A 24,523-nucleotide genomic window follows, 5' to 3' on the forward strand; every position below is an offset into this window, starting at 1 on the left:
GCGACCATGCGGGCGCGGCGGTGGCACAGAAGGCGAGCGAACGGGCGATGATCGAGGCGGGACAGGTCGGTGCGGTGCTGCTCGCGGCAGGGCGGTCGCAGCGTTTCGGCGCCGACGACAAGCTGCTCGCCGATCTCGCCGGCGAACCGCTCGCGCTGCACGCGGCCCGGCGGCTCGTCGCGCTCGCGCCGGGCCGCCGGGTGGCGGTGTGCAGCGACGCGGACGGCGCGCTCGCCACGCGGCTTGCGGGACTCGGCTTCGACATCGTGCTGAACGCGCATCCCGAAACCGGGCTGTCGCGCTCGCTCGCCGCCGGGATCGCGCGAATAGCGGGGGCGCCGGTCGCTGCCGCGCTCGTGTGCCTCGCCGATATGCCCTTTGTCGGCATCAGCCACCTGCGCGCGCTGCTTGTGGCGTTCGATCCGGTCGCGGCGCCCGTGGTCGCGTCGGCGCAGGGCGACATTGCGATGCCGCCAGCGCTGTTCGCGAGGTCGACCTTTGCGTCCTTGCAGGCGGGGCAGGGCGATCGCGGCGGCCGGGCGCTGCTTGCCGGTGCGGTGCGGGTTGCGGCGGCCGCAGGCGAACTGCGCGACATCGACCGGCCCGACGATCTGCGCGGCGCGCGCTGATCGCCGCGATCATGCGATCTCCGGCAGCTTGTCGAGCAATTTGTCGAGCGTGATCGGATAGTTGCGCACGCGCACCCCGGTGGCGTTGTAGACGGCGTTGGCGACCGCGGCGGCGACGCCGCAGATGCCGAGTTCGCCGACGCCCTTCGCCTTCATCGGCGACGTCGTCGGGTCGGTTTCGTCGAGGAAGACGACATCCTGTTGCGGGATGTCGGCATGGACCGGGACTTCATATCCAGCGAGGTCGTGGTTGACGAAAAAGCCGAAGCGCTTGTCGATCGCGAGCTCTTCCATCAGCGCCGCGCCGGCGCCCATCGTCATCGCGCCGATGACCTGACTGCGTGCGGCCTTGGGGTTGAGGATGCGCCCCGCGGCGCACACCGCGAGCATCCGGCGAATGCGGATTTCGCCGGTCGCGGTATCGACCGCCGCTTCGACGAAATGGGCGCCGAAGGTCGACTGCTGATATTTCTGCGCGAGGTCGCCATATTCCATCATGTCTTCGGCAACGAGTTCGGCGGCGCCGGCGGCCTCGCCGAGCGCGACGCTGCGCCTGCCCGCCGCGACCTTGCCGTCGGCAAACACCGCGTCGGCGCTCATACCGAGTTTCTGGACCACCGCCTCGCGCAGCTTTGCACAAGCGGCGTAGACGCCCGCAGTCGAACTGTTCGCACCCCACTGGCCGCCCGAGCCAGCCGAAACGGGAAACGCCGAATCGCCCAGCTTCACGACGACCTTGTCGAGCGGCACGCCCATCATTTCGGCGGCGGTCTGTGCGATGATCGTATAGCTGCCGGTGCCGATGTCGGTCATGTCGGTTTCGACCGTCACCGTCCCCGATTTGTCGAGGCGAACGCGCGCCGCCGATTTTTCGTTCATATTGTTACGGAAGGCGGCGGCGACGCCCATCCCGACGAGCCAGCGGCCGTCGCGCGTCGTGCCGGGTTTGGCGCTGCGCTTGCTCCAGCCGAATGTCTTGGCGCCGGTTTCCAGGCACTCGTTCAGCCGGCGCTGCGAAAAGGCGCGTTCGGGCTTTTCCGGATCGACCTGCGTGTCGTTGAGGACGCGAAAGGCGATCGGGTCCATTCCCAGTTTTTCCGCAATCTCGTCGACTGCGATCTCCAGCGCCATCAGCCCCGGCGCTTCGCCGGGCGCGCGCATCGCATTGCCTTCGGGCAGGTCGAGCACCGCGAGGCGCATCGCGGTCATGCGGTTGGCGCCGGCGTAGAGCAGCCGCGTCTGCCCCACCGCGGTTTCGGGCCCGCCGCCGGGCAGGTCGCCCGACCAGCTTTCGTGCCCGATCGCGGTAAGCTTGCCGTCGGCGGTCGCGCCCAGCCGGATGCGCTGGATCGTTGCCGGCCGGTGCGGCGTGTTGTTGAACATGAAGGGGCGCGTCAGCGCGACCTTGACCGGGCGCTTTGCCGCTTTCGCGCCGAGCGCGGCGAGCAGCGCGTCGGCGCGGATGAACAATTTGCCGCCGAAGCCGCCGCCGATATACGGCGACACCAGCCGGACATTCTCCTTGGGAATACCCAGCGTTTTCGCCATGTCGCCGACCGACCAGGCAATCATCTGGTTCGACGTCCACAGCGTCAGCTTGTCGCCGTCCCACGCCGCGATCGACGCGTGCGGCTCCATCATCGCATGGGCATGGTCGGGGGTGGTGTAGCGCGCGTCGAGTTGCACCGGCGCGGCGGCAAAGGCGGCGGCGAAGTCGCCGACCGCGCTGTCGGCTTCGGTGCCGAACGACGCCTTGGGCTTGGTCGCGGCATCGAGCCCGGCGGCGAGGTCGTAGGCGCCCTTGCCGCGGGTGTATTCGACGCGGACGAGCGCCGCGGCGGCGCGCGCCTGTTCGAAACTTTCGGCGACGACCAGCGCGATCGCCTGATGATAATGGTCGATCGCCGGTCCGCCGAGCAGCTTGGCGGTGTTGAAATCGCCCTTGCCGAGCTTGCCGGCATTGGCGGCGGTGACGATGGCGATCACGCCGGGGGCGGCTTCGGCCTCGTCGAGGTCGATCGACGCGATCCGGCCCTTGGCGATCGCCGATCCGACAACATAGCCATAGGCCTGGTTGGCCGCGGCATCGTGCCGTTCATAGGCATAGGGCGCGGTGCCCGTCGTCTTGAGCGGGCCGTCGATCCGGTCGGTCGGCTTGCCGATGACCTTGAGCTGGTCGATCGGGTTGGTCGTGGCGGGGGTATCGAACTTCATGGCTCAACCCTTCGCTTGTGCGAGCACCGCGGCGAGCGTGCGCTCGACGAGGGGCAGTTTGAATGCGTTTTCGTGCGTCGTCTTGGCGCCGGACAGGATCGCCGCGGCGGCGGGGCGCGCGCCATCGGCCAGCGCTGCCTCGGCGGTCTCGACGCGCCACGGCTTGGGGGCAACCCCGCCGATTGCGACGCGGCCGCTGCCGTCGCGCTGGACGATCGCGCCGACCGATATCAGCGCAAAGGCATAAGAGGCGCGGTCGCGGACCTTGCGATAGATGTGCGTGCCGCCCAATGGGCGGGGCAGGGTGACCGCGGTGATCAGCTCGCCGCGTTGCAGCACGGTTTCCAGATGCGGGGTGTCGAGCGGCGCGCGATAGAAATCGGCGATGGCGATGGTTCGCGCCGCACCGTCGGGGCGCACCGTTTCGATCGTCGCATCGAGCGCGCGCATTGCCACCGCCATGTCGCTGGGGTGCGTCGCGATACACGCCTCGCTCGCCCCGATCACTGCGTGAAGGCGATTGAAGCCGCCGATTGCGGCGCAGCCGCTGCCGGGCTTGCGCTTGTTGCACGGCTGGTTGGTGTCGTAGAAATAGGGGCAGCGGGTGCGCTGGAGCAGGTTGCCCGCGGTCGTCGCGCGGTTGCGCAGCTGGCCCGATGCGCCCGCCAGCAGGGCGCGCGACAGCAGGCCGTAATCGCGGCGCACGCGCTTGTCGGCGGCCAGATCGGTGTTGCGGACGAGCGCGCCGATGCGCAGCCCGCCCTCGGGCGTTGCCTCGATCTTGTCGAGCGCGAGTCCGTTGACGTCGATCAGGTGCGTCGGCGTCTCGATCTCGAGCTTCATCAGGTCGAGCAGGTTGGTCCCGCCAGCGATGAAGCGCGCGCCGGGCGCCGCCGCTGCGGCGGTGGCGGCCGCGGCGGGCGATGTCGCGCGTTCGTAGCTGAAGCTTTTCATGCCTTCACCCCCGCGACGTCGCCGATCGCATCGACGATGTTCGAATAGGCGCCGCAGCGGCAGATGTTGCCGCTCATCCGCTCGCGAATTTCATCGCCGGTCACCCGCGGCCGCGCCATCAGGTCGGCGCTGACGTGGCTCGGGATGCCGGCCTTGATCTCTTCGAGCACCGCGACCGCCGAACAGATCTGACCGGGGGTGCAATAGCCGCATTGATAACCGTCGTGGGTGATGAAGGCGGCCTGCATCGGGTGCAGCTTGTCGGGCGTGCCGAGCCCCTCGATCGTCGTGATGGCATCGCCGTCGTGCATGACCGCGAGAGTCAGGCAGCTGTTGATCCGCCGCCCCTCGACGATCACCGTGCACGCACCGCACTGGCCGTGATCGCAGCCCTTCTTCGTTCCGGTCAATTGCAGATGCTCGCGCAGTGCGTCGAGCAGCGTCGTCCGCGTGTCGAGCTCGAGCGCATGGACGGTGCCGTTCACTTTCAACGACGTTTTGGCTTTGGCGACGTCGGGGGTCGCCGCACGGGTCTGCGCCTGACCGGCGGGCGCCGCGGTCACTGCGGCCAACGCCGCGCTCCCGGCCAGAATGCCGCGCCGCGATATGCCTTGATCATCGGAAATTTCCATTGCCTGCTCCGCCCTTCATGCGTCGAAGCCCGAACGGGCTGCCCAGTGGGAAACGCCTCTCCATGCGAATTGGTTCGCTCACCGCTGTCCGGGACTCCGGATCGACGGCAGCGCTGCCTCAGGATAACCGATGAACGACGTTGCGGCCAGCGGCGCATCCGATAATTTTTCTGCCCGCGCTAGCCGCAGCGGTTCCACCCGGCGCCGCGCACCGCGCGCCCCGGCGTCGCGCCGCTCGGTTCGCCGTCCTTCAGCACCGCGACGCCGTTGACGAAGACGTCGCGCACCCCGACCGAATATCGGTGCGGTTCGGCGAAGGTCGAGCGGTCGGCGACCGTCGCGGGGTCGAAGACGACGACGTCGGCATGGTATCCGGGCCTCAGGCTGCCCCGGTCGCTGATCCCCAGATTGGTCGCGGGCAGCGTCGTCAGCCGCCGCACCGCTTCCTCCAGCGGGATCAGCTTCTCGTCGCGGACATAGCGGCCCAGCAGGCGCGCGAAATTGCCATAGGTGCGCGGATGGGCGCCCGATTTCAGGAACACCCCTGCGGCAGATTGCGACGCCGCATCGGACCCGAAGCTCATCCACGGCAGCTTCGCCTGCGCGCGGACATTGTCCTCCGACATCAGGAAATAGACGGTGCCGACGCGCGACCCATCCTCGACCACCAGGTCCATCGCGGTTTCCTCGGGCGACGTGCCGCGCATCTTGGCGACCTCGGCGAGCGTCTTGCCGGTCAGCGGTTTCAGCTTTTCATTCTTGAAGCCGGACAGGATCATCTTGTCGGCCCCGGCGCCGAAATAGAGGTTTTCCCAATCGGCGCCCGGCTGCTTCATCTCGGCGGCGACCCGCGCGCGGATGGCGGGGTCCTTCAGCCGCTCGATCCACGCCTCCAGCCCGCCGGCCTGCACCCACGTCGGCATCGCGGCGTCGAGCCCGGTCGCGCCGGCGGTGTAGGTGTACATGTCGGCGGTAATGCGCTGGCCCGCGGCGCGCGCCGCCTCGACCCGCGCGATAACGGCGTTAAGTTTGCCCCAGTTGGCGCGCCCCGCCATCTTGAGGTGATAGATTTCGGCCGGGGCGCCCGACCGGCGCGAAATCTCGATCAACTCGTCTACCGCCTCGACCAGGCGGTCGCCCTCGGAGCGCATGTGGCTGATGTACATGCCGCCGCACTTCCCCGCCTCGCTGGTCAGCGCGACCAGCTCGTCGGTCTCGGCGTACGAGCCGGGGGCGTAAATCAGCGAGCTGCCGACCCCCAGCGCGCCTTCGTTCATCGCCTGGCGGACGAGCGCGCGCATCCGGGCCAGCTCGGCCGGGGTCGGATCGACATCGCCTTCGCCCAGTTCGTGGACGCGCACCGTCGCCGCGCCGACGAAGCTCGCGACATTGGTCGCGATGCCGCGCGTCTCGAGCCACGACAGATAATCGCCGAGCGTCGTCCATTCGATCGGGTAGAGAATATCACCCTGACGCTCGGTCTCCTGCGCCTTCATCGCCGCATTGATCGGCCCCATCGACCAGCCTTCGCCCATCACCTCCAGCGTCACCCCCTGGCGGATGTCGCTTTGGCTCAGCGGATCGGCGATCAGCGATTCGGTCGCCCAGCTCAGCATGTTGATGAACCCCGGTGCCACCGCCATGCCGCGCGCCGACACTTCGGTGCGCCCGGTACCCGGCACCGCGCCGACCGCGACGATGCGGTCGCCTTCGATCGCGACGTCGCCGACAACGGGCGCGCCGCCCGATCCGTCGTAAAGCGTGCCGCCGCGAATCACGACGTCATAGGTGGGGGAGGGCGCCGACGCGGTGGTCGCCGCGCATCCCGGCAGCAGCAGGAGTGCGGCACCCAGCGTGACGAGCGACGGGCCGGCGAATCTCTGGGCGGTCATGGCGGGGCAATCCTCTTGCTGGGCGCCCGGAACGGCGCTTCGAAGCCCTGAATTTCACATCGGCGCAGGCGGCGCAAGGGTCACGCCGGATCGCGGCGCGGTGCCGGTTTGCCATGCGTTTACGGTTGCTTGTATTTTTGAATTGACATCAATGTTCATAATGGGAATGTTGGCGACAGGGGAAATATCCCCACATATCGCAGGAGAGGATTGCAGGTAACCCGCCCTGCCGCCGGTCGCGGAGAATCCGCGCCGACCGTTCCGATCTTCGGTAAAGAAACGTCGCACCGCAGCCTGTCCGGCCCGGGCAGGATCGCAATCTCGGCGCCCCATGCCGATGCGATGCGACAGCAACCGGGAGGGGACATGACCTTGAGAATCGCTTCACACGCCGCCTGCACCACCAGCCTGTTTGCGCTCGCCGCATTGCTGGCCGCGCCTGCCCATGCGCAGGACGCCGCCGCGGATCGGCCGGCGCCCGCCAACCAGGTCTATGACACCGACATTGTGGTGACCGCGCAAAAGCGCGAGGAACGACAGATCGACGTGCCGATCGCCATCTCGGCCTTTTCGGCCGAGGCGCTCGACGACTACAAGATCGAAAGCGGGGCCGAACTGCTGCGCGCGGTGCCCAACGTCACCTTCTCGAAAAGCAATTTCAGCATGTATAACTTCTCGATCCGCGGGATCGGGACGAAGGCGATTTCGGCGTCGAGCGATCCGGCGGTCGCGGTAAGCTTCAACAACACGCCGCTGATCCGCAACCGGTTGTTCGAATCGGAACTGTTCGACATGCAGCGGGTCGAGGTGCTGCGCGGGCCGCAGGGCACGCTCTATGGTCGCAACGCCACCGCCGGGGTGGTGAACCTGATTCCGGCGCTGCCCGATAATGAGTTCGGGCTCGATACCAAGGTCGAGGTCGGCAATTTCAAGACGATGCGCGCGAGCGGGATGATCAACGTCCCGATCACCGACACGCTGGCGATCCGCGCCGCGGGGGCGCTCACCAGCCGCGACGGTTTCGACTACAACACATTTACCGACCGCCGCGTCAACGGCCGTGAACTGTGGTCCAGCCGCCTGTCGATGCAATGGGAACCCAGCGATCGCCTGACCATCAGCGCGATCTGGCAGCATTTCGAAGAGGACGATGATCGGTCGCGCACCGGCAAGCAATTGTGCACCCGCGATCCCGGTCCGACCGAAATCAACGGCATCCGCATCCCCGACGGCACCCAGCCCGGCTTGGCTACGCCATTCGAGGAAAATCTGCGGGGACGGTTCAGCCAGGGCTGTCAGTCGGCGTCGCTCTACGACGATGCGGCCTATGGTACCCCGAACGGATCGGGCCTGGCATTTATCGTTGCCGGACAGGTGGTTTTGCCGATCGGTGCGCCTCCAGGAAATCCGTTCCAACAGGTCTATGCGTTCCTGCCGACCGATCCTTTCCTCGATGCGACGCAATCGCGCGACCTGCGCGAGATTGCCACCGGCTATGACCCGGTGTTCCGCGCCAAGAATGACGTGTTTCAGGGCAATCTGACCTTTGACATCAGCGACGGGCTGACCTTCGTGTCGCAGACCGCCTATGCACGCGACCGCTATTATTCGTCGCAGGATTATAACCGCTTCGTTTCGGGACCGTTGTTCAGTGACACGACAGGCCTGACCGATCCGTTCAGTGGTGCGCCGATCGATCAGACTTTCGCGGCGCCGGGAGGGATTTTTTGCGACCCGCAACTCGGCTGTTCGAATCGTCTGTTGTCGGCCGACCTCAGCCGATCGCGCAACCGCCAATGGACGCAGGAATTCCGCCTGCAATCCGACTTCGACGGACCGTTCAATTTCAATCTGGGGGTCAATTATCTCGATTTCAAAACGCAGGACGATTATTTCGTCTTCAGCAACGCCTTTACTTACATCGCCTATAATCTTTACAATCGGTCTCCCCCGTTCGGCACGACCAACTACGACCCCTGTCCGATCGGGACGACGGGCCGCGATTGCGTCTACGTCGATCCCAATCCGATCGATTCGCTCGACGAGCAGGGGCATAATTATTTCCTGAGCCGTAATCTGGTGCGGACGAAATCCTGGGCGGTCTTTGGTGAGGCCTATTGGAACGTCACCGACAATGTGAAGGTGACAGCAGGGCTGCGCTGGACCAAGGATAAAAAGATCACGACGCCGGTGCAAAGCCAGTTGCTGCTCGGCGGCGGCGGGGGCACAATCGGGACCAGCGGCGGCAACGTCAGCTTCGGTTATCCGACCGATCCCGACGTCGTCCAGAAATGGTCGGAACCGACCGGCCGCATCGTGATCGACTGGAAACCCGACCTGGGATTCACCGATCAGACTTTGATCTATGCCTCGGCGTCGCGCGGTTACAAGGGCGGCGGCACCAATCCGCCGCGTCCCAATCTGAACCCGCGTATCGTTCAGTTCCAGCCGCTGCCGGCCACCTTCGAGCCCGAATATGTCAATGCCTTTGAAATCGGGACGAAGAACAGCTTCGACGGCGGCCGCTTCACCCTGAACGCGACGGCTTTCTATTATGATTATGAGGGCTATCAGATTTCGCAGATCGTCGATCGCATTTCGCTCAACGAAAATTTCGACGCGACAAGCTGGGGGCTCGAGCTCGAAACCGCATGGCGGCCGTCGCGCGCATTTCGTGCAGATGCCAATCTGGGCTATCTGAAAACCCGCCTGAAGGAAGGCGCGCAATCGATCGACGTGATGAATCGCACCCAAGGCAACCCGGACTGGGTGGTGCTGCGGCCGTGGATCCAGCTGCCGTCGAATTGCATTGCGCCGCGCGATGTGGTCGAGGATATTCTGGCCAATCCCGTAACGCAATTCGGACTGGGACTGAACGCACTGCAGGCCTTGTGCGGGGGGTCGAAGGAATTGGGAACCTTCAATCCTTCGATTCCCGACGGGTTTCCGCTGTATCAATTCTACGGGTTCGAATATGATCCGATCACCGATGCGCCGAACGGCGGACGCGGCTTCTTTGCCGATCTGGAGGGCAATGAACTGCCCAACGCACCGCGCCTGACCTTCAATATCGGCGCGCAATATACCTTCTTCCTCGATGATGGTGACTGGGAATTGACTTTGCGCGGTGACTATTATCGCCAGTCGAAAAGCTTCGCGCGTGTCTACAACAGTGAATATGACCGCCTGAAAGGCTGGGACAACGTCAATCTGGCGGTGACGTTGGAACGGCCTGTCGACCAGCTGACATTCCAATTCTATGTCAAGAATGTGTTCAATAAGGCACCGATCACCGATTTCTTCACCAACAGTGACGATACCGGATTGAGCGCAAATGTATTTACGCTTGATCCCAGAATATTCGGTTTCAGTATTGCAAAAAGTTTCTGAGAATCAAATTTCTGGTGAATGAAAATTTAATCATATATCTGAAATTATGTAACATTACGGCGATTATATATTTTAATATTGCTCAAAATTAATAACATCTTGATATTGACATCAATGTTGAATCTTGAGACCTTGGCAGTTGCACTATCCCCCCGATTCGGAAGTGCATCGCAATAAAATAAGTAATCATTTGCTCAGGAGAGTTGATCATGAAAAAAATTGCAACACTTGTCGCCGCGTCCGCCGCCATGATTGGCGCGACAGTCGCGTCCGCCGCGACCTTTGCGCCGTCGCCCAGCGGCCCGCACGTCTTTCAGGGTTCGGTTGCCGTGCAAAAGGACGGCCTTGTCTATACCTGCACGCTGACCGTCAATGCCAATGTGACCTCGCCCACGACCGCGACCGCGACGGCATCTCTGTCGGGTGCCTTTCCCTGCGCGCTCATCTCGGTGACCGGGACGGGCAATATCACTCATGACGGGACCGACTGGGGCATCTCGGGCCTGACAATCGATCCGCCGTTGAGCCCAGGCCTGTGCAACGGCCGGATCAAATTCGCCTGGGGCGGCAACACCGGCACCCGGACGATCACCGTCAGCTCGCCCTATTCGGATTCGAGCGCGACCTCCGGCGCCCCGTGCAAGCTGGTTGGCGTCCTGACCAACACCAGCCCGGTGCCGAACACGCTGACGCTGGTTCCGTAATCATACGGCATTGATCCGGGAAGGGGCGCCGCGAGGTTTCCGGCGCCCCTTCCTTGCTGTTGGACGCCCGGCCGGGCCATCTTTCCTTGTTGGTGGTTCTGCCGGTCGTCCCTCCCGGGTTGCCGCCATTGGGTAAATGGCGGCAATCTCCTCCTCCCTTGGGCGCGCGAAGTTCGCGCGCCTTTTTTGTCCCGTCGGCCGGGCAGGGGGCACGACCGCTGGAACCGTCAGTCGACGAAATGTTGGCGGCGCGCGATGAGAAACGCTTGACCCTATTGCGATCCTCCCCCGATGTTGCCGCGGTGTTGCGGGCCATGATCGCCTTGCCCCGGTTGTCCTTCTGGTCGATCTCGCTGATCGCGCCAGTCGTCTGTCTGGCGGGTGCCCAGCGGTGCGAGGCACGCGCCGCCCCGGCCGCAGCGCTGGTCGCGGACAAGGCCACGCCGAACGCCCCACGATCCGACGCGGCGATGGCCCTCCAGCCGCCGCAGCCGCCGGCCGGCACCACCGACGAGGCGGGGCCGGACGACACGATCATCGTCACCGCCCCGCGCTGGGGGAAGGCCGATATCGCGTCCGAAACCGAACTCGACGAAGATCGCATCGCCGCCTATGGCGCGAACACGATCGGCGAACTGGTCGAGGAGATCACCCCGCTGATCGGCAAGTCGCGCGATACCCCGATCCTGCTCGTCAACGGCCGGCGGATCGGCAGTTCGACCGAGATTACCGGCTATCCGCCCGAAGCGCTCAACCGGCTGGCGATCCTGGCCCCAGAAGCGGCGGCGCGCTATGGCTATGCCGCCGGGCAGCGGGTCGTGAACCTCGAGCTTAAAAAGAGTTTCGCCAGCACCGATGCCGACGCCGGCTTCGGCATGCCGTTCGCGGGCGGCCGGACCAGTTCGCAGCTGTCCGCAACGCGGTCGATCATTGATGGCGACACGCGCTGGAATGTCCAGTTGCGCGGCAACACCGATACGCCGCTGCTGAAAAGCGAACGCGATATACCGGTCCGCGCCGACGTCGCGGCAATCCTTCCCCTGCTCGAAGCGGCCGAAGGGCGGTCGATTGACCCGAACCGCTTCGAAACGCTCGCGGCAAAGACGCGGTCGCTGAACCTGAACATCGGCGTCGTGCGGCCGGTCGGCGATTTTTTCCTGTCGCTCAACGCCAATGCGGGCGTCAACCGCAGCACGCAGCGCACCGGCTTGCCGATCGCCTCGATCATGCTGCCGTCGGCCGCGGGCAATGAAATCCGCTACCGGCTCGTCGGCGAGCGCGCTCTGGAAAGCCGGCAACGATCGACCAACGTCGGCGCCTCGGCGTCCTTGTCCGGGGCGATAGCGGGGTGGCAGACCAGCTTTTCGGCGTCCTGGTCCGAAAGCCGCAACAGTAACGCCAACGACACGGGCTTCGACAGCAGCGATTTGCAGGACCGGGTTGATGCCGGCGATCCTTCCTTCGATCCGTCCGGTCCCTGGCCGTTCCTGCCGTTGCTCACCGACCGCAACCGGTCGAGTTCGCAGACCATCGGCGCGACCTTTAACGCGTCGAGGTCGGTCTTCAAGCTGCCGGCCGGTGAGGCGACGACCAATATCACGGTCAACGCGAGCCAGAGCCGCTCGCGGTTTCGCGCTTCGGCGGCGGCAACCGGCGCCGTGTCCCGGGACCGCTTTGCCAGCCATCATCTCGACGGGCGATGGTCGTTCACCCTGCCGGTCGCCAATCGCGCGCTCGGCATCCTTGCGCCGCTCGGCGATCTCGGCGTCGACCTGTCGATGGAGGTCGGCAAGGCGCGGCAGACCGCAGCGCGCTATAAATGGGATGCCGGGGTGCGCTGGTCGCCGTTGCCGTTCTTCGATTTTCGCGGCGCGTTCGGGCACGAGAATGTCGAGCCATTGTTCGAACAATTATACGGTCCGCGGATCGAGGTGATCACCCGCCTGTTCGACTTTGCGCGGCAGGAATATGTTCAGCCGATCAGCGTCTTCGGCGGCAATCCCGATCTTGCCGGCGGCCGCATCCGCACCCTCTCGGCGAACGCGATGATCCGCCCCTTCAAAGGCGATCTGGCGACCTTCAACATCGAGTATCGCCGGCGCGTCGCGCAGGGCGGCATCGCGTCGCTGCCGACGCTGACCCCCGATATCGAGGCGATCTTTCCCGACCGGTTCGTGCGCGATGCCGGCGGGCGGCTCATCTCCATCGACGCGCGCCCGATCAACATATCGAACGACCGCACCGAAACGCTCACCTCCGGCTTCACGCTGCTTTATACCGCACGCCGTAAGGCTCCCGATGGGGCGCCCCCGCCACCCGCTGACCAGCGGCCGTGGACCTTCAGCCTGTCGGTCGTCCACAGCTGGCAACTCGCAAGCGAACTGGTCATCCGGCCGGAACTCCCGGTGCTCGACAGGTTGCGCGACAGCGGCCAACCGCGGCACAATGTCACGCTGAACCTTGTCGTCGGCCGACGCGGGATGGGCGCGTCGCTGAACGGAAACTGGAACGGCGCCGCGCGGGTGCGATCGGGTGGCGAGGCCGGTGGCGCCGAGTTTCGCTATCCGGCTTCGATGCAGTTCAATCTGGGACTGTTTGCGGAACCCGAACATTGGCTGCGCGCGCGCGAAGACAGTTATTGGGCCTCGAACCTCAGGCTGTCGTTCGACATCCAGAATCTGTTTGGCGGCTACCGCCGGGTCATTGTCGTCGGCGGCGCGACGCCGCGCGGGTTCAGCCGCGACGAGATCGATCCGCTCGGCCGCACCATCCGGCTTGGCATCCGCAAACGGTTCTAACTGTCGCCCTGCTTCGGCTTCGGCCGCTCGGGCAGCGCGGGTGGGATCCCCGACGGGATCAGGAACAGCGGCAGAATGCGCGCGATCAGGTCGCGCATCGCATCCTCGCGCTGGTCGAGCATGTCGCGGACGTAGGGACCGATCACGGCATCGCCGAACGCGCTGACCGCCATCATCAGCACCGCAGCGCGCACGCGCTCGGGTGCGGCCTCGTCGCGCGACTGGCCGACGATCGCCTCGACCAGCGAGCGCACCGCCTCGCGCACCGGCTCGAGGTGGTTGACGTCGCCCGACAGAATGATCCACGCCGCGAGCGGCCCGGCGCCGCCCTTGTCGAAGGCGTCGAACACATGGTCGACGACCGTCCGCGGCCCAGCCGCGTCGGTCTTCAGCAGTTCGACGACATTGTCTAGCGCGGTGGTCAGATCCTCGATCATCGATCCCATCAGCGCCGCCTGCAGGCTGGCCGCCGATCCGAAATGATGCAGGACATTGGCATGCGACATGCCGATTTCGTCGCCGATGTTGGCGAGCGTCACCGCCCCGGGGCCGCCGGCGAGCAGGAGTCGCCGCGCCGCTGCCAGTCCTTCTTCGCGAACTTCGGGGCCGAGCCGCTTGCGCCGCTTCGGCCGTGGTGGCGCTTGCTTGTACATGATTCTATCCCTCGCGGCCGTCCCACCCCACATGGGCCGTAATCCTTAGATAGCTTAGCGCAAACTACCCCATTGTCACAATCGATCTGTGCAGGGACGGGATGGCAGGACAAAGCGTTCCGGACCCCGAAAACATCGCTTGCGCAGCGATCGGTCTCGCTATATATACATTGATGTTAATGTCATTTCAGATGCGCAGGAGATGTCCATGTCATCGATTCACACCCCGTCCGACCTCCAGATCGAAAAGCGCGACCGCAAATTTGGCCGCGACGAACCGCCGCCGCGCTGGTGGCACAGCGGCGATCCGGGCCGCACGGCCTTCTTCAACGCCCTGTCCTCGACCTTTCCGGTGGGGGAGAAGTTCTTCATGACCGCGGTGCGCCACTACCGCGATCAGACATCCGAGCCGCTGCGCAGCCAGATCGACGATTTTCTCTACCAGGAATCGATGCATTCGCGCGAGCATGTGGTGTTCAACCGCCAAACCGAGGATGCCGGGTTCGATATCGCCCCGCTCGAAGAGCGCGCTCGCCGCACGATCGCCTGGGTCAAGCGACGCTCGCCGCTGCAGCAGCTTGCTGCAACCTGCGCGCTCGAACATTTCACCGCGACCCTCGCGCACGACGCGCTCGCCGATCCCGAGCATCTCGGCGGCGCCAGCGAGGAAGCGAAGCGGCTCTGGCAATGGCACGCGATGGAGGAGATCGAGCACAAGGCGGTCGCCTATGACACCTATCTGCACGCGACGCGCCACATGACGCCGCTGCGGCGGTGGCTGAAACGCAGCCTCGTAATGTGCCTGACGACGGTGCGTTTTCACTATGTGATCTTTCGCAACACCGCCGACCTGCTGCGCCAGGATGGCCGCAACGATTTTGCCACTTGGCGAAAACTGCTGTCCTATCTGTACGGGCGTCCGGGGACGCTGCGCCTGCTGCTGCTCGGTGTTTTCACCTATATGCGGCCAGGATTTCACCCGTGGCAGATCGACGACCGCTCGCTGCTGACAAAGGCGCTCGCGGCCCTCGAAGCGGGCGAACCGGAAAGGAAGGCGGCATGATGCTGCGGTCGCTCACCCTTGCCGCAGCGGTCGTGGCGATGCCGGGGGCGGCCTCGGCAGCCGACATCACCGGGCTTTGGGCGACCGGCAGCGAAGGTGGCCGCGTCGAAATCTATCGCTGCGGCGCCGCACTGTGCGGCAAGGTGGTCGATGCGGCGCGGCTGCGCGGCAATCCCGACCTGCGCGACGTGCGCAATTCGGATGCGAAGCTGCGCCAGCGGCGGATCAAGGGGCTGGTCGTGCTGCGCGGCTTTACTGGCGGGCCGACCGAATGGAAGGGCGGGCCGGTCTACGACCCCGAATCCGGGGACGGCGCCTCGCGCGGCTATCTGAAATTGCTCGGCGGCGGCAAGCTCGAGCTCAAAGGGTGCGTCGCCTTCATCTGCCGCAGCAAGGTGTGGACGCGGATAGGCTAGCGACCGGGTCGGGCCAGCGGAATCAGGCCGGGGCGCTGTTGCGCGCTTCCTCGACCGCGATCGCCGCTTTCTTGTCCTTTTCGGCGCGCGCGGCTTCGGTCCGGATAACCCGGTCGGCCATCTGCCGCCACGCCTGTTCGGCGCGGAGGCTGCGATCGCGGACCTGGATGAGCGTGGAGGTAGCCGCGTCGACCGCGCATTTTTCGGCCTGCGTCAGATAATAGTCGCTGGTTGTCGACACGGGCTGTTCTCCTGAAGTTGTGGTCGCGCCGGCGCGATCAGTCGATCATGTCGGCGATGAGGCGGCGCAATTCGGTGCGCGACAGGGTCGGCGATCGCCGGGCCATCCTGGCGGGGGCCACCGTCTGCGGCGGCTGGAAATGCGAAGTCTTGGTAAACGAATGACTATGTTGAAACATCTTATCCTGTAATCTTGTAAATGGCGCGCGCCGCTCAGCGGCGCTTGCGCGGACCCGCACCGACCGGAACACCGGCGCCGCGCTCGCGATAGACGAGGCGGCCCTTGCTGAGGTCGTAGGGGGTCATTTCGATGCGTACCGCATCGCCGACGACCGACCGGATGCGAAAACGTCGCATCCGGCCAGCCGTGTAAGCGATGATGCGATGACCATTTTCCAGCACGACGCCGAAACGGGCGTCGGGGAGGATCTCGTCGATCACGCCATCGAAGGTCAGTATTTCTTCCTTGGCCAAAAATCAGGCCGACTGGAGATTCACAGCCGAGGTCTTGCCGCGGTTGTCGGTTTCCAGGTCATAGGTGATACGCTGATCCTTGTTGAGCGTGCCCATTCCGGCGCGCTCGACGGCGGTGATGTGGACGAAGCTGTCGCCCGAGCCGTCTTCATTCGAGATGAAGCCATAGCCCTTGTCGGTGTTGAAGAATTTTACGGTGCCGGTCGGCATGGGTGTTTCCTTTCACGAAAACAGAAATATCCACCGGCAAAAGCACCGGCGGAGCTGGTAGCGTGTGAAGGGAAGTATCCACCCGGAAGGCATCATATTTCCGTCGCAGGCGACGTTAGCGAGGCCGATATGGACCTAGCGGGCTGAAAAGTCAAGGTTGGCCGGGTTTAACCGCCGCGGCGCACGGCGCGCTGACGACCGCGGTGACCGCGAAAAGCTCGCGTAATTTCGCCGCGATGATGTCTGCCTGCGCGGGCGGCAGGTCGGATACCGCCACATCGACGCGCATTGTGTCGCCCGCGATCTGCATTGTCATTTCATGCGGCACGATCGCCCGCTGCGCGAAGCCGGCCACCAGCCGCGGCAGCGTCTGCGGATCGACGCGCGCGGAGATGCTGAACCGCCACATCGGCCGGGCGCCCGGCACTATGCCGCGACGCGCTGGGCGCCGGCGATCACGTCTTCGGCCAGCTCGTCGGCGACATGCGCGGGCGAGCGGCGTTCGCGCGCCGCGCGCTCGATCAGCGCGGCGACGCGCGGCGCGATCGCGCCGACCCGGCTTGCCACATCGGCCTCGCTCTCGCCCAGATATTCGGCCGACACGCTGATGATCCCCCCGGCGTTGACGACATAGTCGGGGGCATAGGCGATGCCGCGTTCGAGCAGCAGCGCCGCGACGTCGGGAGTGGCCAGCTGGTTGTTCGCGGCGCCGCACACCAGCCGCGCCTTCATCGCGGCGACGCTGGCGCGGTCGAGCGCGGCACCGAGCGCGCAGGGCGCGAAGATATCGACGTCGGCGGTCGCGATCTCGGCGGGATCGACGACGTGCGCGTCGAGGATTCGCGCCAGTCGGTCACGCCGCGCCGGGTTCGGATCGGCGATCACCAGCCGCGCGCCGGCATCGGCCAGCAGGCGGCAGAGTTCGGCGCCGACATTGCCGGTGCCCTGCACCGCGACCGCAAGCCCCGCAAGGTCGCGGCCGAGGGCGACGGCAGCGGCGGCGCGCATCGCTTCGAACACGCCCTTGGCGGTCCACGGCGACGGGTCGCCGCCGGCGCGGTCGTCGCGGCCGGGCAGGCCGGCGACGTGGCGCGAAACGCTGGCGACCTCCTGCATATCCGCAACCGAGGTGCCGACGTCCTCGGCAGTGATGTAGAGGCCGCCCAGCGCCTCGACTTCGCGGCCGAAGGCGCGGAACAGCGCGGCGCGGTCGAATTCGCCGGCGGGCTTGCGCAATACCGCCTTGGCGCCGCCGAAGGGCAGTCCCGCGAGCGCATTCTTGTAGCTCATGCCTTCGGCGAGGCGGACTGCGTCGGTCAGCGCGTTGTCCATCGTTGGATAGGTCCACAGGCGGCAGCCGCCGGCCCCCGGCCCCAGCGCGGTCGAATGGATCGCGATCACGCCGTCGAGCTGGGCGTCGGCATCGTGAAGACGGACGCACTCGATCGGCGGGGTCAGGCGGGCAGGGCGGGCAACCATGAAAACTCTCCTTCGCGGGATGCCCGGCTTATCGCATCGCTTCCGCGGTCAATCTTGTTCGTTCTTGCGTGCATTCACGCATATTTTCGGATAAAATGACCTGCATTGACAAAAAACGAGAAAATTATGACCGACCTCGACCCATTTGAGATAAAGATCCTCCGCGAGCTGCAGCGCGACGCGAGCCAGACCACCGCCGAGATCGCGGAGCGCGTCGGCCTGTCGGCGTCGCCGTGCTGGCGGCGCATCGACCGGCTCGAACGCGACGGTTATATCCGCAAGCGCGTCGCAGTGATCGACCGGCGCAAGGTCGGGCTGAACGCGCATATCTTCGCGCAGGTGAAGCTCAACGCGCACGGCCGCGCCAACCTCGACGAATTCAGCGACGCGATCCGCTCCTTTCCCGAAGTGCTCGATGCTTACGTGCTGATGGGCAGCATGGATTTCATGCTGCGGGTCGTCGCCAAAGACATCGACGCCTATGAACGCTTTTTCTTCGACCAGCTCAGCAAGCTGGCGGGGGTGCAGGAAATCAACTCCACCGTCGCCCTGTCGGAGATCAAGTCGACGACCGAGCTGCCGCTGCACTGACGGGCGCGCTGCCCGCGCACACGAAACAGGTTGTAAAACCGGCCCGATAGCCATAGGGCGCTATTGATTATTCCTCGCAATAGCATCGAAAACCCGCACGCCATGCAGCGATCGACCATCCGGACCTGGTTCTTGGTGCACAAATGGACCAGCATCGTCTGCACCGCCTTCCTGTTGATGCTGTGCGTAACCGGGCTGCCGTTGATCTTTCACCATGAAATCGACGAACTGACCGAAGCGCCGCCGCAGTTCGGCATGCCCGGCGTCGGCTCGTCGGGCGACGCGCCCGGCCTGCAGCCGCTCGACGCGATGCTGGCCAAGGCGCTCGCCGCACGTCCGGGCGAGGTTCCTGTGTTCATGGCCTTCGACAACGACCAGCCGTCGATGACGATCACCACCGCGCCCGCACCCGATTCCACCGCCGAGGATATGACGATCCAGCTGTTTGATCGCTCGACAGGCGAAGCGACCGGCGCGGTCGATGAAAGCGGGGTGATGCATTTCTTGCTCCAGCTTCACACCGACATGTTCCTGGGTCTGCCCGGCATGTTGTTCCTCGGGCTGATGGGGCTGTTGTTCGTGATCGCGATCGTCTCGGGGGTCGTGCTTTACGCGCCCTTCATGCGCAAGCTCGACTTCGGTACGCTGCGCACGAGCCGCAGCCGCCGCGTCAAATGGCTCGACTATCACAACTTGCTCGGCATCGTCGCGCTGGCGTGGATGACCGTCGTCGGCGCGACCGGGGTCATCAACGCGCTCGCGACCCCGATCTTCCAATATTGGCAACTGACCGAGCTCGCCGAGATGACACGCGCCTATGCTGGCAAGGGCGCGGTGCCGCCCGCACGTTACGGCTCGATCGATCGCGCGATGGCGGCGGCGCGGCAGGAAATCCCCGGTAACAATCCGCAATTCATCGCCTTTCCCGGCGGCGCCTTCAGCAGCAAGCATCATTATGCGGTCTTTTTCCAGGGCGACACCCCGCTCACCGAGCGGCTGCTGACCTCGGCGCTCATCGATGCCGAGACGGGCGACTTCACCGACGCGCGGCCGATGCCCTGGTATGTCAAGGCGCTCGCCCTGTCGCAGCCGCTGCATTTCGGCGATTATGGCGGGCTGCCGCTCAAGATCTTGTGGGCGCTGCTCACCGTCTTCACGATGATCGTCCTCGGCTCGGGGCTCTATCTTTGGCTCGGCAAGCGCCGGTCGGGCACCGACGCGCTGGTTCGTGAAGTCGAGAGCGGCGGCACGATCGTCCCCGCCGAATGAGCCGCGCGCGCCGTCTCCGCGCGATTTTCGCCGTCCCGCTGCTGCTCGCGCTGGTCAGCATCGCCGGGCTCGTCGTCGCGCTCACCGGCGACGGGCTCCGCGATGCGGCGGCGTGGGCGGCGCTCGCGATACCCGTTTTTGCCGTCGGCTGGGCGATGAAAGTCCGCCGCACCTGAATCATCCCGCGGGACCCACCCGCGATCGAAAGGACCAAAAAAGTGAACGACCTCCGCACCCGCACGATGCTCGGCCTGTCCGTCGGCACCGCGATGCTCGCCATGGCCGCGCCGGCCGCAGCGCAGGACAGCGACGATATCGTCGTCACCGCGCAGCGCAACAATGCGACCGAAGTCACCGCCGGCGGCAATGTCGGGGTGCTGGGTGACAAGGCGGCGGCCGATGTGCCGTTCAGCGTCCGCTCGTACAACGAGGCGCTGATCCTCAACCAGCAGCCCGATACGCTGGGCGAAGTGCTGGAGAACGATCCGACGATCCGCACCACGCTCGGCTTCGGCACCGCCGCCGAAGTGTTCGTCATCCGCGGCTTTGCCCTCAACTCCGACGATATCGGGTTCGACGGGCTTTACGGCATCACGCCGCGCCAGCTGGTCGCGCCCGAGCTGTTTTCGTCGGTCCAGGTGATCAACGGCGCGAGCGCGTTTCTGAACGGCGCCGCGCCCGGCGGCAGCGGCATCGGCGGCAGCGTCAACCTGATCGCCAAGCGCGCCGATCGCGATCTCACCCGCGCGACGCTCGGCTACACCTCGGACGCCCATTTCGGCGGCGCCTTCGATGTCGCCCGCCGTTTCGGCGCCGGCGGCGAATGGGGCGTCCGGTTGAACGCGGCGGCGCGGCGCGGCGACATCGCGATCGATAACGAGTTTCACTCAAGCTACGTCCTTGGCGGCACGATCGATTTTGACGGCGGCCCGCTCCGCCTGTCGCTCAACGCCAATTACCAGCGGCTGCGGCACCAGAGCTGGCGGCCCAAGGTCGCGATCAGCACCGCGATCCCGCGCGTGCCCGCTGCCGATACCAACTATGGCCAGCCGTGGGCGGTGATCGAGACCGAGGATCTCTTCGGCACCCTCAGCCTCGAATATGACCTTGCCGAAAACGCGCTTTTCTACGCTCGCGTCGGCGCGCGCGACGGGTCGGAGGAGCAATATACCTCATCGATCACCGTCGACGATGTGCTCACCGGGGCGTCGACCGGCAGCGGTTCCTATGTCCCGCGCACCGACAACAACGAGGCGGCGACCGCCGGGCTGCGGGTCAAGCTCGATGGCGGCGGCATCAGTCACGAAATCAATTTCGGCGGCACGGTCAGCTGGCAGGTCAATCGCAACGCGTTCGACTTTTTTGCCGGCACCTATGCCACCAATCTCTACGATCCGGTCGTCGTGGCGCGGCCGCCGTCGGGTTTCATCGGCGGCGATATCGACAATCCCTATCCGATCGGCCGCAACCGCGTCGCCAGCATGTTCGCGTCGAACACCATGGGTTTCTGGAACGACCGCATCCTGCTGACCGGCGGGCTGCGGCTGCAACAGATCAAGGTCCAGTCCTATTCTTACGCCGGCGGCGCGCTGACCGGTACCTACCGCGAGGATGCGATCACCCCCGTCGTCGGCCTCGTCGTAAAGCCCGCCGAGGGCCTATCGCTCTACGCCAACCGCATCGAAGGGCTGGTGCAGGGCGCGACCGCTGGGATCACCGGCATCGATCCCGACACCGGCGCCGAACTGCCGATCTTCAATGCCGGCGAAGTGTTGCCGCCGTTCAAGTCGGTGCAATATGAGGTAGGCGGCAAGCTGTCGCTCGGCGCGATCGACTTGGGGCTGGCGCTGTTCCAGATCGATCGGCCCAACGCCATCGTTCAGCGCGATCCGGACAATGCGGGCTTCCTGCGCTTCGGCCCGTTCGGCGAACAGCGCAACCGCGGCGTCGAATTCACCTTTGCCGGCGAATTGGCGGCCGGGCTGCGGCTGATCGGTGGCGTGTCGGTCAACGATCCCGAATTGCGCCGCACCCCCGGCGGGGTGAACGAAGGCAATGATCCCACCGGCATCCCCGAATGGCTGGCCAACGCCAATGTCGAGTGGGATCTGGCCTTCGTGCCCGGCCTGACCCTGACCGGCCGCATCGTGCACACCGGGCAGCAGGCGGTGAACGAGGTCAACACGCTGACCCTCGACGACTGGACCCGCTTCGATCTGGGTATGCGCTTCGTGACCGCGGTCGGCGACAGCCCGCTGACGTTGCGCTTCAACGTCGATAATGTCGCCAACCAGCGCTATTGGGCGTCGGCGTTCAGCAGCTTCGGCACCCAGTTGCTCCAGGGCACGCCGCGCACCTTCAAGGCCTCGGCATCGATCGACTTTTAGGACGACATGGGCCGGCGGCCAGCGCCGCCGGCTCGTTCCACTGTCAGAAGCCGTCGAGAAAGGCGGCGACGTTGGCGCCGAGCTCGCCCACGGCATAGCCGCCTTCCATCACGATCAGCGTCGGCAGATCGAGCGCCGCAATTGCGGCGGCTATCTCCCGGTAATCGTCGCGTTCGAGCGCGAAGTGCGAGATCGGATCGCCGACGAAGGTGTCGGCGCCGAACGATAGGATGAGCATCCGTGCGCTCCACCGTGTAATCGCGGCGAGCGCGCGGTCGAGGGCGGGGCGGTACGCCGCGCCGTCGGTGCCGCGCGGCAGCGGGAGGTTGAGCGTGGTGCCGATCGCCGCGCCCTCGCCGGTTTCGTCGGCATGCCCCCAGTAGAAGGGATAGTCACAGCGCGGGTCGGCGTGGATCGAGGCGAAGAAGATGTCGGGATCGGCATAGAAGATGTCCTGCGTCCCATTGCCATGATGATAGTCGATGTCGAGGATCGCGACCGGTCCGAGATTCAGCGCCTGCGCGCGCCGCGCCGCGATCGCGGCATTGTTGAGGTAGCAATAGCCGCCGAGGTAATCGCGCCCGGCGTGGTGCCCCGGCGGCCGGCACAGCGCAAAGGCGGACCGGTCGCCGCCGGCGATCCGGTCGAGCGCCGACAGCGCGGTTTGCGCCGACCAATAGGCGGCGTCCCATGTTCCCGCGGTGATCGGCGTCCCGGCGTCATAGCTGTACGCGCCGAGCTTCGCGTCGATGCGGTCGAGCCGCAGCGCGCGGCGGCGCACGACGGGAAAGGTGTAACCGATCGCATCGCCGGTGCGTCCCGCCGCGATCCATTCGGCGTGGGCTCCCTCGAGGAAGTCCAGATAGGCGTCGTCGTGCACCGCGCGCAGCGGCTCGCGGCCGAAATCGCGCACCGGCTGCCAATCGTCCAGCGCCGACAGGATCGATCGCGGTCGCGCGACGGTTTCGGCATGATCGGTCCAGTCGCCGTTGTGCAATTCGCGCGCCGGGGCGTGGCGCAACTGCCGGTCGTCGAAAAAGCGTTTCATTGCGGGCTCCATTTTCCGGCATCGCCGGCGCTGCGCGCCAGATCGAGCAGCGCATCGATCGCGAGATGCCGTTCGAGTTCGGCGGCGATGTCGTCGAGCGCCGTATCGACATGGCTATCATAATCGGCCCCGCCGGCAAGCTGGCCGAGGCGCGCGAGCAAGGCGGCGCGCGCCTCGCTCCGTGCGAACAGTCCGTGCAGATACGTACCCATGACGCGGCCGTCGGGGCTGACCGCGCCGTCGTCGCGGTCGCCGAGCGTGGCGAACGGCCGATCGGTGTCGGGGCCGGTGGTTTCGCCCATGTGCATCTCATACCCCGTGACCGGGGCTCCGAGCGCAAGGCCGTCGACGTGGCGCAGCGTCTTGGTCGCAGCCAGCCTTGTGTCGACCGCGAGCAGCCCGAGGCCGGTGGCGGTGGCTGGTGCGCCTTCGATGCCGTCGGGGTCGGCGATGCTGCGGCCCAGCATCTGATAACCGCCGCACAGCCCCAAGATGAGGCCGCCGCGCCGCCGATGCGCCGCGATGTCGATGTCCCACCCCTCGCTGCGCAACGCCGCCAGATCGGCGATCGTCGCTTTCGATCCAGCGAGCACGATCAGCGCGGTCTCGGCCGGGATCGGCCGGCCGGGCGGCACCATGACCAGCCGCACCGCGGGTTCGAGCTTGAACGGATCAAGGTCGTCGAAGTTCGAAATGCGCGGCAGGATCGGGCAGGCGATGGTGACGGCGCCCGGAGCGGCGCTGCTCCGTTCGAGGATCACGGCATCCTCGCTGGGCAGGTGCCGGGCCGCGGCGAGCCAGTGCACCACGCCAAAGCCGGTCCACCCGCTGCGCGCTTCGATTTCACGATAGCCATCGTCGAACAGCGCCGGGTCGCCGCGGAACTTGTTGATCAGGAACCCGCGGATCATCGCGGCGTCGGCGGGGTCGAGCACCGCCCTGGTGCCGACGATCGCGGCGATCACGCCGCCGCGGTCGATGTCGCCGACCAGCACCACCGGCACATTGGCGGCGCGGGCAAAGCCCATGTTGGCGATGTCGCCCTGGCGCAGGTTGATCTCGGCCGGCGATCCCGCCCCCTCGACGACGACGAGGTCGCAATCGGCGCGCAGCCGGTGGTAACTTTGCAGCACCTCGTCCAGCAAGGCGCCGCGCGCTGCGCGAAAATTGCCCGAGCCCAGCGTCCCGCGGACGCGACCGTGGACGATCAACTGCGACGTCCGGTCGGCCTGCGGCTTGAGCAGCACCGGGTTCATGTCGCTGTGCGGCGCGGCGCGGCACGCCATCGCCTGCAGCGCCTGGGCCCGTCCGATTTCGCCGCCGTCGCTGGTGACCGCGGCGTTGTTCGACATATTCTGCGGCTTGAACGGCCGCACCCTGAGGCCGCGATTGGCAAACACCCGGCACAGCCCGGCGACGAGCACCGACTTGCCGACGTCCGATCCCGTCCCCTGAAGCATCAACGCCGCCATTTCGATGC

At 65.7% G+C, this 24,523-nt stretch carries 23 protein-coding genes; 10 read left to right on the forward strand and 13 right to left on the reverse strand.

The window, feature by feature from the left end:
- Positions 1 to 20 precede the first annotated feature (20 nt).
- On the forward strand, positions 21 to 629 hold the full coding sequence (locus HEQ22_RS05285) for a nucleotidyltransferase family protein (protein WP_432770150.1): 609 nt from the start codon (positions 21 to 23) through the stop codon (positions 627 to 629).
- Between the two features lie 9 nt (positions 630 to 638).
- Here the strand turns inward: HEQ22_RS05285 and paoC are convergent, their stop codons facing one another.
- From paoC to HEQ22_RS05305, 4 genes are all read right to left on the reverse strand, one after another.
- On the reverse strand, positions 639 to 2,843 hold the full coding sequence (gene paoC / locus HEQ22_RS05290) for an aldehyde oxidoreductase molybdenum-binding subunit PaoC (protein ID WP_432770151.1): 2,205 nt from the start codon (positions 2,841 to 2,843) through the stop codon (positions 639 to 641).
- 3 nt (positions 2,844 to 2,846) lie between these two features.
- Positions 2,847 to 3,797, reverse strand: a complete 951-nt coding sequence (locus HEQ22_RS05295; protein WP_432770152.1) for an FAD binding domain-containing protein — start codon at positions 3,795 to 3,797, stop codon at positions 2,847 to 2,849.
- Complete coding sequence (gene paoA / locus HEQ22_RS05300) at positions 3,794 to 4,429, reverse strand: aldehyde dehydrogenase iron-sulfur subunit PaoA (protein WP_432770153.1); 636 nt, start codon at positions 4,427 to 4,429, stop codon at positions 3,794 to 3,796. Before paoA ends, HEQ22_RS05295 begins: the two co-directional genes overlap by 4 nt.
- Positions 4,430 to 4,608: 179 nt before the next feature.
- Positions 4,609 to 6,321, reverse strand: a complete 1,713-nt coding sequence (locus HEQ22_RS05305; RefSeq protein WP_432770154.1) for an N-acyl-D-amino-acid deacylase family protein — start codon at positions 6,319 to 6,321, stop codon at positions 4,609 to 4,611.
- A gap of 366 nt (positions 6,322 to 6,687) precedes the next feature.
- On the opposite strand from HEQ22_RS05305, the gene HEQ22_RS05310 reads away from it, so the two are divergent.
- From HEQ22_RS05310 to HEQ22_RS05320, 3 genes are all read left to right on the forward strand, one after another.
- Positions 6,688 to 9,711 (forward strand): TonB-dependent receptor, encoded by a 3,024-nt coding sequence (locus tag HEQ22_RS05310; RefSeq protein ID WP_432770155.1) that lies wholly within the window; start codon positions 6,688 to 6,690, stop codon positions 9,709 to 9,711.
- 209 nt (positions 9,712 to 9,920) lie between these two features.
- Positions 9,921 to 10,415 carry a hypothetical protein gene (locus tag HEQ22_RS05315; RefSeq protein WP_432770156.1) on the forward strand — a complete coding sequence of 165 codons (495 nt, stop codon included), beginning with the start codon at positions 9,921 to 9,923 and terminating at the stop codon, positions 10,413 to 10,415.
- A gap of 314 nt (positions 10,416 to 10,729) precedes the next feature.
- Positions 10,730 to 13,213, forward strand: a complete 2,484-nt coding sequence (locus HEQ22_RS05320; RefSeq protein WP_432770157.1) for a hypothetical protein — start codon at positions 10,730 to 10,732, stop codon at positions 13,211 to 13,213.
- On the opposite strand, the gene HEQ22_RS05325 is transcribed toward HEQ22_RS05320, so the two are convergent.
- Complete coding sequence (locus HEQ22_RS05325; protein ID WP_432770158.1) at positions 13,210 to 13,866, reverse strand: TetR/AcrR family transcriptional regulator; 657 nt, start codon at positions 13,864 to 13,866, stop codon at positions 13,210 to 13,212. The two genes, HEQ22_RS05320 and HEQ22_RS05325, sit on opposite strands and share 4 nt — an antisense overlap.
- Positions 13,867 to 14,074: 208 nt before the next feature.
- Here HEQ22_RS05325 and HEQ22_RS05330 point away from each other — a divergent pair, with 208 nt between their 5' ends.
- Entirely contained in the window at positions 14,075 to 14,929 is an 855-nt protein-coding gene (locus tag HEQ22_RS05330; protein ID WP_432770159.1) for a metal-dependent hydrolase, read from the forward strand.
- Positions 14,926 to 15,345, forward strand: coding sequence for a DUF2147 domain-containing protein (locus HEQ22_RS05335; protein ID WP_432770160.1), 420 nt, complete (start codon positions 14,926 to 14,928; stop codon positions 15,343 to 15,345). Before HEQ22_RS05330 ends, HEQ22_RS05335 begins: the two co-directional genes overlap by 4 nt.
- A 22-nt stretch (positions 15,346 to 15,367) precedes the next feature.
- On the opposite strand, the gene HEQ22_RS05340 is transcribed toward HEQ22_RS05335, so the two are convergent.
- From HEQ22_RS05340 to HEQ22_RS05365, 6 genes are all read right to left on the reverse strand, one after another.
- Positions 15,368 to 15,586 carry a hypothetical protein gene (locus HEQ22_RS05340; protein WP_432770161.1) on the reverse strand — a complete coding sequence of 73 codons (219 nt, stop codon included), beginning with the start codon at positions 15,584 to 15,586 and terminating at the stop codon, positions 15,368 to 15,370.
- Between the two features lie 37 nt (positions 15,587 to 15,623).
- Positions 15,624 to 15,764 (reverse strand): hypothetical protein, encoded by a 141-nt coding sequence (locus HEQ22_RS05345; protein ID WP_432770162.1) that lies wholly within the window; start codon positions 15,762 to 15,764, stop codon positions 15,624 to 15,626.
- A 34-nt stretch (positions 15,765 to 15,798) separates the two neighbouring features.
- On the reverse strand, positions 15,799 to 16,059 hold the full coding sequence (gene infA / locus HEQ22_RS05350; RefSeq protein ID WP_432770163.1) for a translation initiation factor IF-1: 261 nt from the start codon (positions 16,057 to 16,059) through the stop codon (positions 15,799 to 15,801).
- 3 nt (positions 16,060 to 16,062) lie between these two features.
- Positions 16,063 to 16,269 carry a cold-shock protein gene (locus tag HEQ22_RS05355; RefSeq protein WP_432770164.1) on the reverse strand — a complete coding sequence of 69 codons (207 nt, stop codon included), beginning with the start codon at positions 16,267 to 16,269 and terminating at the stop codon, positions 16,063 to 16,065.
- A gap of 151 nt (positions 16,270 to 16,420) precedes the next feature.
- A complete protein-coding gene (locus tag HEQ22_RS05360; protein ID WP_432770165.1) occupies positions 16,421 to 16,678 on the reverse strand; it encodes a hypothetical protein in 258 nt (85 codons plus the stop codon).
- Between the two features lie 17 nt (positions 16,679 to 16,695).
- Complete coding sequence (locus HEQ22_RS05365; RefSeq protein ID WP_432770166.1) at positions 16,696 to 17,748, reverse strand: Leu/Phe/Val dehydrogenase; 1,053 nt, start codon at positions 17,746 to 17,748, stop codon at positions 16,696 to 16,698.
- Positions 17,749 to 17,874: 126 nt separating this feature from the next.
- On the opposite strand from HEQ22_RS05365, the gene HEQ22_RS05370 reads away from it, so the two are divergent.
- From HEQ22_RS05370 to HEQ22_RS05385, 4 genes are all read left to right on the forward strand, one after another.
- A complete protein-coding gene (locus HEQ22_RS05370; protein ID WP_432770167.1) occupies positions 17,875 to 18,339 on the forward strand; it encodes an Lrp/AsnC family transcriptional regulator in 465 nt (154 codons plus the stop codon).
- Between the two features lie 102 nt (positions 18,340 to 18,441).
- Positions 18,442 to 19,608, forward strand: a complete 1,167-nt coding sequence (locus tag HEQ22_RS05375) for a PepSY-associated TM helix domain-containing protein (protein ID WP_432770168.1) — start codon at positions 18,442 to 18,444, stop codon at positions 19,606 to 19,608.
- The gene (locus HEQ22_RS05380; protein ID WP_432770169.1) at positions 19,605 to 19,784 is read left to right on the forward strand and encodes a hypothetical protein; all 180 of its coding nucleotides are present in this window, start codon (positions 19,605 to 19,607) and stop codon (positions 19,782 to 19,784) included. The genes HEQ22_RS05375 and HEQ22_RS05380 overlap by 4 nt, the downstream gene beginning before the upstream one ends.
- 42 nt (positions 19,785 to 19,826) lie before the next feature.
- Complete coding sequence (locus HEQ22_RS05385; RefSeq protein ID WP_432770170.1) at positions 19,827 to 21,995, forward strand: TonB-dependent receptor; 2,169 nt, start codon at positions 19,827 to 19,829, stop codon at positions 21,993 to 21,995.
- Between the two features lie 43 nt (positions 21,996 to 22,038).
- Here HEQ22_RS05385 and HEQ22_RS05390 read toward each other — a convergent pair whose 3' ends face one another.
- Both HEQ22_RS05390 and HEQ22_RS05395 read right to left on the reverse strand, forming a co-directional pair.
- Positions 22,039 to 23,043 (reverse strand): histone deacetylase family protein, encoded by a 1,005-nt coding sequence (locus tag HEQ22_RS05390; protein WP_432770171.1) that lies wholly within the window; start codon positions 23,041 to 23,043, stop codon positions 22,039 to 22,041.
- Positions 23,040 to 24,515, reverse strand: a complete 1,476-nt coding sequence (locus HEQ22_RS05395) for a cobyric acid synthase (RefSeq protein ID WP_432770172.1) — start codon at positions 24,513 to 24,515, stop codon at positions 23,040 to 23,042. Before HEQ22_RS05395 ends, HEQ22_RS05390 begins: the two co-directional genes overlap by 4 nt.
- Between the last annotated feature and the right edge of the window lie 8 nt (positions 24,516 to 24,523).

Source organism: Sphingopyxis sp., from assembly GCF_050916055.1.
Taxonomy (GTDB): Bacteria; Pseudomonadota; Alphaproteobacteria; order Sphingomonadales; family Sphingomonadaceae; genus Sphingopyxis.